The 10,462-nt window shown below is 41.5% G+C and carries 10 protein-coding genes and 1 pseudogene; 2 read left to right on the top strand and 9 right to left on the bottom strand.

The window, feature by feature from the left end:
• Positions 1-11 precede the first annotated feature (11 nt).
• A complete protein-coding gene (locus BGL89_RS21420; RefSeq protein WP_286823618.1) occupies positions 12-176 on the bottom strand; it encodes a hypothetical protein in 165 nt (54 codons plus the stop codon).
• Here BGL89_RS21420 and BGL89_RS21140 point away from each other — a divergent pair.
• Positions 114-358: pseudogene (locus tag BGL89_RS21140) on the top strand (IS1634 family transposase); the annotation flags it as partial. The gene BGL89_RS21420 and the pseudogene BGL89_RS21140 overlap by 63 nt on opposite strands.
• A 156-nt stretch (positions 359-514) precedes the next feature.
• Here the strand turns inward: BGL89_RS21140 and BGL89_RS00180 are convergent.
• The 3 genes from BGL89_RS00180 to dnaB form a co-directional block, all read right to left on the bottom strand.
• Positions 515-1,831: a family 10 glycosylhydrolase gene (locus tag BGL89_RS00180; protein ID WP_286823617.1), complete on the bottom strand. Its 1,317-nt coding sequence runs from the start codon at positions 1,829-1,831 to the stop codon at positions 515-517.
• Positions 1,832-1,923: 92 nt separating this feature from the next.
• A complete protein-coding gene (locus BGL89_RS00175) occupies positions 1,924-3,501 on the bottom strand; it encodes a glycosyltransferase family 39 protein (protein WP_286823615.1) in 1,578 nt (525 codons plus the stop codon).
• 1 nt (position 3,502) lies between these two features.
• Entirely contained in the window at positions 3,503-5,260 is a 1,758-nt protein-coding gene (dnaB, locus tag BGL89_RS00170; protein ID WP_286823614.1) for a replicative DNA helicase, read from the bottom strand.
• A 222-nt stretch (positions 5,261-5,482) separates the two neighbouring features.
• Here dnaB and cobM point away from each other — a divergent pair, with 222 nt between their 5' ends.
• Entirely contained in the window at positions 5,483-6,271 is a 789-nt protein-coding gene (cobM, locus tag BGL89_RS00165; RefSeq protein ID WP_286823613.1) for a precorrin-4 C(11)-methyltransferase, read from the top strand.
• Positions 6,272-6,619: 348 nt separating this feature from the next.
• On the opposite strand, the gene BGL89_RS00160 is transcribed toward cobM, so the two are convergent.
• The 5 genes from BGL89_RS00160 to BGL89_RS00140 all read right to left on the bottom strand — a co-directional run.
• Entirely contained in the window at positions 6,620-7,087 is a 468-nt protein-coding gene (locus BGL89_RS00160) for a TspO/MBR family protein (RefSeq protein ID WP_286823612.1), read from the bottom strand.
• 9 nt (positions 7,088-7,096) lie between these two features.
• Positions 7,097-7,438: a translation initiation factor gene (locus BGL89_RS00155; RefSeq protein ID WP_002802447.1), complete on the bottom strand. Its 342-nt coding sequence runs from the start codon at positions 7,436-7,438 to the stop codon at positions 7,097-7,099.
• A gap of 158 nt (positions 7,439-7,596) precedes the next feature.
• Positions 7,597-9,144 carry a cryptochrome/photolyase family protein gene (locus BGL89_RS00150; protein WP_286823609.1) on the bottom strand — a complete coding sequence of 516 codons (1,548 nt, stop codon included), beginning with the start codon at positions 9,142-9,144 and terminating at the stop codon, positions 7,597-7,599.
• A 2-nt stretch (positions 9,145-9,146) separates the two neighbouring features.
• Positions 9,147-9,305, bottom strand: a complete 159-nt coding sequence (locus BGL89_RS00145; protein WP_002776561.1) for a hypothetical protein — start codon at positions 9,303-9,305, stop codon at positions 9,147-9,149.
• Positions 9,306-9,539: 234 nt separating this feature from the next.
• Positions 9,540-10,462: HetZ-related protein 2 (locus BGL89_RS00140; protein ID WP_286823603.1), on the bottom strand; the 923-nt coding region annotated here is incomplete at its 5' end.

Below are 10,462 nucleotides of genomic sequence, written 5' to 3'. Positions count from 1 at the left end.
CCCGTGAAGCGTCAACCCCATTGACGCGACCATTCTAAAAAAGTGGCGTGGTGAGGAATCGCCGTCCGTTTTACGGCGGCGAGGATGTCAACCAGACGAAAGATTAATTGCTTAATGTGATTAAAGCGAGTCGCAGTGAATCCGCTCAGTCTAAAGAGAGAAAAAAACGGAATCAAGAGAACCTCCCTGTGCATAGTTTTCGGACTTTGTACAGAAGACTTGGGGACGATTTGCTTGAATACAGTAGAATGTACGATTAGAGAGGAAAGTTATCGTTTTTCTAAGATAACTCGACCGACCCAACTGCAACAATCATGCGTTAGATTTATTAGGGGTTTCCCTGATTTGTACCCAGTAACGGGGTATCGTAAATTCTCTTAATCCCTCCTACAGCACAGGTTATGGCTTTTTGTCAACGGGGAAGTCCAGGTATATCACTCCAGCTAGGACTGTTACCCGTTCAGGGGGGGGTTCAAGCGGCCAGTGGCATTGACTCTGTGGGCAAAAATTGCTATTAACTACCCGGAGGGGGAATTACAGGAATTTCGATACCGTCCGGCGCTAAAGGGGGAGGTGTGGGGGTTAGTCCTGGCTGGTCAATTAGTTCAGGCGTACTAACTAAGGGAATATTTTCCACCACGGGAAGACGGGGAGTGATTGGTTGCGAAAACATCGCTTGAATTGCCGCTTTTCTGGTTTCTGGAGGTTCCAAAGCTTGCTGCCAGAGACTTTCATAAAAGAAGAAAATCACCCCTAAACCCCGTTGACGAGCAGCCAACACCTTTTCTTCAATAAAGGGTAGGGCAATCGGTCGATTGCGTAAACCGGTTAAAACTCCCACACCGGTGGGGATAGTTTGCTGGGTTTCCTGAATTTCGGGACGCTCTAATTGTTTGAGAAAACTGGGCAGATCGGGACGATAAACCTGTACGATTAACTCATCGACTAATCCTTGCCGCACCCAACCGAGCCAATCCTGTAAATGACCATTATAGGCGAATTCGTAGGGATTAGGGGCGATCGAAAGCAGTATATTCGGTTTAATTGCCTCAATTGATTCTTTGAGATTAGCCAGAAAAGCGGTGATTTTATCGGCCCGCCATTTTGTCCATTCGGGATCCCGGGGGTTAGCCGGGGGAGTTTTTTCGGTTTCCTGTTGATAAAGGGCGATAGTATAGGGATCATAGCCGAATTCGTTGGGTAAACTCAGATGATCGTCGAATTGGATGCCGTTAATATCGTATTGTCCCACCACTTCCAAGACTAACTCCCGCAGAAAATTCTGCACCTCGGGACGGAAAGGATTCAACCAGACCACCTCCCCGGCTGCCCCTACCCAAGTGGTCCCTCCGTCCCGTTTTTGGGTTAACCAGTCCTGATGTTTTAAGGCTAATTCTGAGGTGGGAGGAGCCATAAATCCAAATTCAAACCAAGGAATGACTAATAATCCCCTTCCACGGGTTTGTTCCACCAATTCTGCTAAGATATCTTGTCCCTGCGCTCCCGTAGGCACAAAAGGCTGTATTCCTTCCCGTTGAGCGATCGCGCTAGGATAGAGAGCATAACCGGAATTCCAAACCACGGGATAGATAGCATTAAAATTAAGATTAACTAATTGCTCGATCGCTTGTTGTCGTTTATCCCTGTCCATCAGCATCGCTGTATCGTTGGTGGTAATCCAAACACCGCGGATATCAGGATCTCGACTTTGAGAGAAAGCGGCAGAAAAATAGCCTAAGAGTAGGACTATGAGAAAAGATGCTAAGAATAGTAGTATAGGGAACTTTTTAAGAATTTGCCGCCAAACGCTGATCGGAATTAGAAAAGTCATTTCTTTAAGGTGAAGATTAACGGTTTTAACTGGTTATAATACCAGCTTTGCTCAACTCTTTCAGGCTAGATTGACCCAAAATATATATTTGCCTATTTCTTCACTCGCAACAATTGACCTTGAGGATAGAAATAATCAAGACGAATATCGAATTGATCTAAGGCAAGTAATAAACGATTGGAAGGACGAAAAAGAAATAAGTTGACCTGGGGAATTTCTAGGACTTCTTTTAACTTATCGGTATCGGGGTTAGTGGTAGTCAGGAAGTATTGTACATCAGAATTAAGACGATAATTAAGGGAAAGCAAATCACCTAAGTTAGTCCAGTCATTACCTTCGTCGCTGATAATAATGGCATTGGGTACAGCATTGATTTTTCTGGCAACTTCGCCATTCCAATAACTAGGAACTTTTGCCCAACTGGTTTCGGAAAGAGCATTATTAAAGTTCGATATTATACTAGCAGTTAACAAAAAAATCAAGATAGTTTTACCTAAAAATTTACCTTGATTAAGCAATTGTGACAAGAAAAAAGCCACAGTTATATAGATAGTGGGAAAGGATGCAATTAGATAACGGGTGACAGTTGATCTAGTGGTAGTAAAAATTATATCTGGAATGACTAAAGCTAGGAAAGTCCCTAGGGTTGAGGTAATCAGAAAAGTAAAAGCTATCGGGTTATTATAGCGATAAACTCGATAAAAAGCATAGATAGTTAAGCTTAAAAAAAACAGTCTATATATATAGGTGAAGATGTTATTAAAACCGAAGTCGGTATCACTAAATAGACAGGTAAAACCTAGAATCCATAATTTACTGATTAATCCCCAATCGAGATAGTTAACGGCAGCCCAACTGGTGGAGTTAAAGGCCCTTTGAGAGTTAGTTAAGAAAACCTGTAACCAGGGTATATATAAAATCATCATTGTTAACCCAGATAACAGGAAAAATATCAAGTTATTTTTTCGCTCTGGTTTCATAACAAGATACCAAAGTATAAAGGCTGCTTGAGCAAATAAGTTGAGAATAAAAAAGAGATGGGTGTAGAGTCCGAGAGTATTAGATAGGGTATATAAAGACCAATTAACAATAGTTCTTTTTTTGAGGCATTTTAACAGCAGTAATTGACTGATTATAGTTAACAGAACCAAAAGACTATACTGACGAGACATTTGAGCAAATATTATATCAACTGGAGAGAGTGCCAAGAAAATTACTGCTAAAATTGCCGTTAACTTTGCCGCAAATAATTCTAGGGATAGATAGTAAATAAATGGCAGGGAGAGAAGACTAAAAACAATCGCTAAACTGCGGGAAGAAACGGGAGAAAAACCGAATATTTTTTCCCAATAGCGAGAAATAATAAAGTATAAAGGTGGGTGTTGAGGGTCTTCTTTAGCGAGAGATTTAATTGTATCAACAACATTACTTTCGGGTTTCAGTTGCTGAAATTTTCCTAATTCTGTGGTAGATAAAAGACGATTTTGAAAGATAGTATCAGCGATTTCCTTTGCTTGATAACCAGTGGTTCTAATGGTGGTGTAGGATTCATCGTGCCAATAGATTTTTTTATCGATATTCGCAAAACGAAAAACCACACCGAGAGTTAGGATAATTGCCAAAAGTATTAAGAGCCAATTGGGAGTTTTATAATTAATAGTTGCTTTCATTTTAATAATTAGAGCGACTTTGTTTAAGATTAAGAAACTTGGTAAATTCTGGTTGAAAAAGTAGCTTAATTGTGCCGGTGGGACCGTTACGGTGTTTAGTAATAATTACTTCGGCCACACCTCGATCGGGACTATCGGGGTTATAATATTCATCTCGGTATAACATCATAATTAAATCCGCATCCTGTTCGATACTATTATGGACGATGATATTATTGGCAATAAAGTTATGTAATTTATCTACTGTTAAATCATACACTTCTGTCTCTCCATCCGCTTGAATTGCCATAACTTCATCCCAATTAAACCTTAGATCTGAATTACTCAGAGAGCGAGGTAAAGCGATATAATTACCGATATTTAATTCATCTAATCTTTGCCAACCTTGGACAGTCAAAAATTTATGATTGCCTGTAGCTCTAATCGTGCGACCTAAACGAGTTGTTAATCGAAAAACTGGCTTAAATCCTGTAGAAAAGACCTTAGTTACCAGTGCTTTTTCTAATTTCATTGTTTCCTCATTAAGAGCAAAAACCGTAAAATTAGAGCAATTAACTAACTGACAAATTGGCACTTTAGCACGAGGATCGGCTAACTCAACTAAACTATCACCCGCTAAACATCCCGACTCGCGTAAATCGGACATCATCGGTCTTTTATTATTGCGAGATTCCACAGCGCGACTTAACTGAGAAAGAGCAATTACCGGAGCATGAATTTCTCTCGCTAAACCCTTAAGACTGCGGGTAATTTTGGAAAGTTCCTGAACACGATTATCACCTCCCCCTTCCATTAATTGCAGATAATCGATTAAAACTAATCCCATTTGCCCCTTTTTTTCTGCCTGTAAACGCCGCACTTGGGAACGCATTTGAATTACACTTAAATTGGCACTATCATCGATATATATGGGCAAATTTAATAACTTTTCTAGTCCCCCAAGAACCTTCTCTAAATCATTTTGTCCCAAACGGCCCGATCGAATCCGATTACTTTCGATTTTAGCCTCATTCGATAACAAACGTTGGGCTAATTGTTCCTTGGACATCTCCAAACTAAAGACAGCCACAGGTAAATTCTGTTGAGCGATATTATAGGCAATATTAAGAGCAAAAGAAGTTTTTCCCATGGAAGGCCTACCCGCGATAATAACTAAATCCGAGGGTTGTAAACCACTGGTCATCGCATCGAGATCATAAAATTGAGTTTCGATACCGGGTAGAGTGGTCGTCTCCTGCATTTTCTCAATTTCGTTAAAAGTCTCAATTAAAGTATCCCCCAGAAAAATTAAACCCTCTTGGGGTCGTTTTTGGGTGAGACGAAAAATCTTTTGTTCCGATTCATCGAAAACATTTTCTAATTCTAGCGTCGTATCCCTGGCTAACTCAATAATTTCTCCCCCGGTGGAAATTAACTGACGACGCATATATTTATCCATCACTAATTCAGCATAGCGATCGATGTTGGCAGCCGAGACAGTGCGCTCAATTAATTGTAACAATCGCGGCATTCCCCCGATTTCTTCCAGCAGATAATTATCCTGTAACCAGCTGCTAACCGTCATTAAATCCGTCGGTTTTCCCTTCCCTTGTAAAGCAAGCGCCGCACGATAAATATCTTGATGGGTTTTCACATAGAAAGCTTCTGGAATTAAAAAATCACTGATTCTACCTAACGCTTTTGGATCTAGTAAAATACCACCTAAGATAGATTCTTCCGCTTCAATATTTTGGGGGGGGAGGGACTGATCGCTAATCATTGTCAATGCTGACCGTGCTTTATCATTAATATTGTATAGTCAGTTTCACCGTAATTAAATACAAATGTTCAGGTTAATAATCGGATTCAGTATTCAGGAGACAGTATTCTCCGAGTCAGTCCCGATGAAAAAATTTTCACCCCCACAGATGAAAGAGGTTTCCTTCCCCACACCCCACACCCCACACCCCACACCCCACACCCCTTTTAAACAGGATTTAGTATGACTTTAATTGACTCCTCTCCTCTCCTCCCGGCCGTCTATTTTATTGGTGCTGGCCCAGGAGATCCAGAATTATTGACAGTAAAAGCCTATAAAATTCTCCAAAAAGCCGATGTTATCCTCTTTGCTAATTCCCTCGTCCCCAAACAGATTCTTGAGGACACTCGTAAAGATGTCGAGTTAATTCCCACCAGTAGCATCACCCTAGAGGAAATTATCCCTTTAATGATCGATCGCGTGCGTCGGGGTTTAGCGGTGGTGCGACTGCAATCGGGGGATTTAAGTCTCTATAGTGCCATCCAAGAACAAATTCATCTTTTGACAGCAGCGGATATCCCCTTTCAGCTAATCCCCGGAATTAGTGCCTTTCAAGGATTAGCGGCCAAATTGGCCCTAGAATTAACGATTCCGGAATTAGTCCAGACAATTATTCTAACCCGGGTGGAAGGGAAAGCATCTCCTATGCCAGAAAGTGAAGAATTAGCCTCTTTAGCCGCCCATAAAGCCAGTTTATGCCTATATTTAGCCGCCCGTCATGTTGACAAAGCCCAGGAAAAACTCCTAGAATACTACCAGCCAGAGCAACAGGTGGCCGTTTGTTTCCGTCTCAGTTGGCCCGACGAAAAAATCTGGGTTGTCCCCCTGTCAGAGATGGCCCAATTAACCCATCGAGAAAATTTAACTAGAACTACCCTTTATCTAATTAGTCCCGCTTTAAACCAGATTACAGGAACTCGATCGCAACTTTATCACCCGCAACATTCCCATCTTTTCCGTCCTCATCCCTAGGTATTTTCTGGGAAATATACCTAAAGTCAGAGTTAAAGAGCGGCGATTTTGTTTAGGATTATTTCAGGAGGTAAGACAATTTTAAAAACGTTTAAAATTAGTCTAACAATCCATGCACAGCTGCCCTATGTGTTCGGGAATTACCCTTCGTCACCTTGGGGTTGGTCGTGCCTATTGGTATTGTCCTCGCTGTCGTCAGGAGGTTCCTAACTTCCTTGATTGCTCCAGTCCTCGCAAGGTAAAGGTAGAGCGAGTTAGAGCGGAAAAAACAGTCTAGATTTTCAAGTTGGTAGATGGCAATAAGATCTGTGGGATGGGTTAATTTTTAACCCATCCCACTTTACCTTTCTATACATCCCTAGGATTGAGATGGATCATTTCCCAAGTCACATAGGTACCGATCGGACTCCAAATCAGGTAGGGTAGGAGTAGGATGCCCGCCCAAGAAGAAACAGGGAAAACCAATAGCGCCAGAAGACAACCCAAGAAAAAACCCGTACCTCCGATAATCGTTCCCGCTTTGAGACTGCGTAGTTTACAGGTGACGGGAGTATAGGCAGTAATAGTCAATTCCACCAACAGATAAAAAGCCATCAAAAACCAGCGATTAGCCGGTTGCGCTTCCCAGACTAAATAAGCAGAAATTGCCCCACAAATATAGATAATTGTCCAGATAAGAGGGATTAATCTTTCAAAGGTTAACCAATCGGGACGACGCAATCGCGCAAACCAACGTACATCCCGAGAATTAAGTAATCCCCCACCTAACGCGACCAAAAATCCCACGACACCGATAAGCAACCAAGAGGGAATCATGATTTTTAGCTATCCTCCGCTAATTTTGGCTTTGTAACCCGACTCAATGAGAATTTGTAGAATTTTTTGGCGATGATCTCCTTGGATCTCAATGGCATTTTCTTTAACTGTACCACCCGTTCCGCAAGCAGTTTTTAACTGTTTTAATAATTTAGTCAGAGTTTCGGTTTGACATTGAAAACCTGTAACTATGGTAACGGTTTTTCCCGCCCGACCAGAGCGGGAGGTTTGTACTCGCAAATTCTGCTGATTCGGGGGTAATTCAGGAATGGAACGCTCAAAAGCTTGGGAATTACTTTGATCTCCAAATTCCTGATAGGCAATCCGGTTTTTTTCCTTAGATTTACTCATATAGCAATTATCGTAGTGGGTTTTGGTTGTGGGGAAGTGGGAAGATGGGAATTATGAATTATGAATTATGAAGTGGGGAAGTGGGGAAGTGGGGAAGTTGTCTCATCACCCTATCACCTCAAAACCCTATCACCCCAAAACCCTATCACCCCAAAACCCTATCTCCCTATCACCTCCTGACTCCTGACTCCTGACTCCTGACAACTGATAGCTCTTAATTGGTTGGACTGGCAGCGCATTTGATTAAGTTCATCTGCCGACATTCGATCGAGATGACCTAAAATCATATTAACTCGACCTTGGCACTTTAATTTTTCTCGATGTCGTGCCAAAAAATCCCAGTAAAGAAAGTTAAAAGGACAGGCTAAATCCCCGACTCGTTCATTTTTTTTATACACACAACCCCGACAATAATCACTCATTTTATCAATATAGTTGGCCGAGGCGGCGTAGGGTTTAGAGGCGAGAATTCCCCCATCGGCAAATTGTCCCATTCCCAACACATTAGTCTGCATTACCCAATCGTAGGCATCGATAAAAACACTATGAAACCAGTTCTCAACTGCTGGGGGAGAGCAACCAAAAATTAAGGCAAAATTGCTCAAAATCATTAATCTTTGAATATGATGGGCATAACCGGTATTTTCCACCTGTGATAATACTTGTTTGAGGCAATTCATCTCGGTTTGATTACTATCCCAAAAGAAAGCCGGTAAGGGTTGTTGATGCTCAAACCAATTATGATTAGCGTAATCTTCTCCCAGATAATGATAAATTCCCTGCATATATTCCCGCCATCCCAACACCTGACGGATAAATCCTTCGATGCTATTTAGGGCTAAATTATCTTTTTTATAGGCAATTTCTGCCGCTTGAATCACTTCCAATGGCGTTAATAATCCTAGATTAAGATAGGGAGATAATAGGGAATGCCAGAGGGTTTCTTTTCCCGTTATCATCGCATCTTGGTAGGGGCCAAAGTTAGGCAGACAATTAGTGATAAAATGCTCCAAAACCTGTAAAGCTTGTCTGCGGTTTACTGCCCAGCGAAAAGGTTTGATTTTTCCATATTTAGGAATATCTAAAGCTTCCACATCAGCGATAACCTGAAGGGTAATTTCATCGGGTTCAAACCAAAGAGGAGCAGCAGTTTTTAATCCATCCTTGGGCGGTTTGCGGTTTTGTTTATCAAAGTTCCATTGTCCTCCTATCGGTTGATTATCCTCGATTAAAATCTGCCATTTTTTACGACTTTCTCGATAGAAATCCTCTAGTAATAGTCTTTTACGAGATTTAGCCCAATTATTGAAATCTGTCCTAGTCCAGAGAAAGTGATTATTATCAATTAGGGTTATAACACAGTCTAAATTCAGATTTTTGATTAATCTAAGAAAAGGTAAATTATTAGGCATCATAATCTGTAATTCTTTAATGCCTAATCGTTCAATCCAAGCAGATAAAATCGGTTCAAAATCTTCAGCAACTTCGTAGGTTACAGACCATCCTAAAGTTTTTAATTCTTCGGCAAAATGACGCATCGCCGACCAGATTAAAACTAATTTTTGCTGATGATAGGGTCTTTGTCGAATATGATTGTGGGATTCAATTAAAATAACCGGTGTTTCCCGTGCATAGGTTTGACGATTAGCTAAGGCAGCTTGTCCTGTCCATAATTGATCACCTAAAATCCAAATGCCAATGGTCATAATTATTTCATTGCCTCGACTATTCCCCCGTATTTTTTAGCCATAATATCCGCCATTTCCCGAGCAGAAAATTTACTGGCTTTGTCGATGCTGGGGGTAAATGTACCCGTAGGGGTTAAATAATGGGTAAATACCCCGACTTTTTTGCTAATAATCCACATATTTTTTGAAGTCAAAAATCAAAAATCAGTGAAAAGACAGTAGGAAACTGCCATTTATAGTCATTTCAATTAAGATTGAGAATATGAATGCCAGAGTTGATAAGGGTTTGATCGGTCTAGACTGTATCAGACTTATCTGAAATGACTATAATACTTCTCACTGAATACCACTCACTTAAAACTCGCATCTGATTACTGATCACTGATTACTGATCACTGATTACTGATTACTGATTAGGTTTTTGTCCTGAGACTTTGGGCGCTTAGATAAAGTTGCGTCCATTCTTTGACCACTTGCGTGCGTTTACAGTTTAATTCGCTGGCGATTTCCTCAAGGGTTTTACCCGCTTTTAAGCCATCGATAACGCTTTTACCCGTGGGAGAAAGGGCTGCATAGTAAATTTGCCATTGACTGAGAGTTAAGCCAAAATTATGCTCTTTCGGGCTGATTTCTAACCATTCACTGATTAATTCTGCCCCTTCCTTGAGGGCAAAAACCTTAATCGCATGATAGCCAACTTTTTCCCGGAGACGATAAATCCGTTGAATGGGAATATTCATCTCTTTGGCGATCGCATCTTGGCTTTGGCCGCCTAGATAGAGGTTAAACCAAGTCACCGCCTCCGGACTAACATTTTCCTCTAGATACTTAGCAAAACTCTCTTGAACTTTTACCCGGAGAATTTGCGCTTCTTGGCCAGTGCGTTCATCTTCGTAGGTAGCGATCGCATTTTGATCCACTAAACTTAAGCTATTTTCCCCCTCATCGTCACGAATTTCATCGGAGAGAATCCGGATCATTTCTTCCCGCGGCACATTAGTGATACCGCTTTTCGCTTGACAACGGAGATAATTAACAAAACGATAGGCTAACAGGGGTTGATTGCGGATCGGACGCAGGGCGTATTCCTCTAGGGTGGCTAACAGCAGCCGATCGCGAGTAGCTTGATCGTTGGTACAACGAGCGATCCATGCTAACTGGGATTGCAGATAGCGATCGCTATTTAACATCTCTTGAATAATTTCTTGCAAGACATCGGCCACCGCTTGCTGACGATCGCGACTTAAGGAAACCCAAGTGCGAATTTTTTGCCGGAGAGTGACACAAGCGCCGAGACGATCGATCAGGTTACGATAGGCGCGGGTGGGACTAACTT

The sequence above is a fragment of the Microcystis sp. LSC13-02 genome (genome assembly GCA_002282935.1).
In the GTDB taxonomy this organism is placed as follows: domain Bacteria; phylum Cyanobacteriota; class Cyanobacteriia; order Cyanobacteriales; family Microcystaceae; genus Microcystis.
Note: the sequence above shows the minus strand (reverse complement) of the source record. Positions and strands in the feature narration are given on the sequence as shown.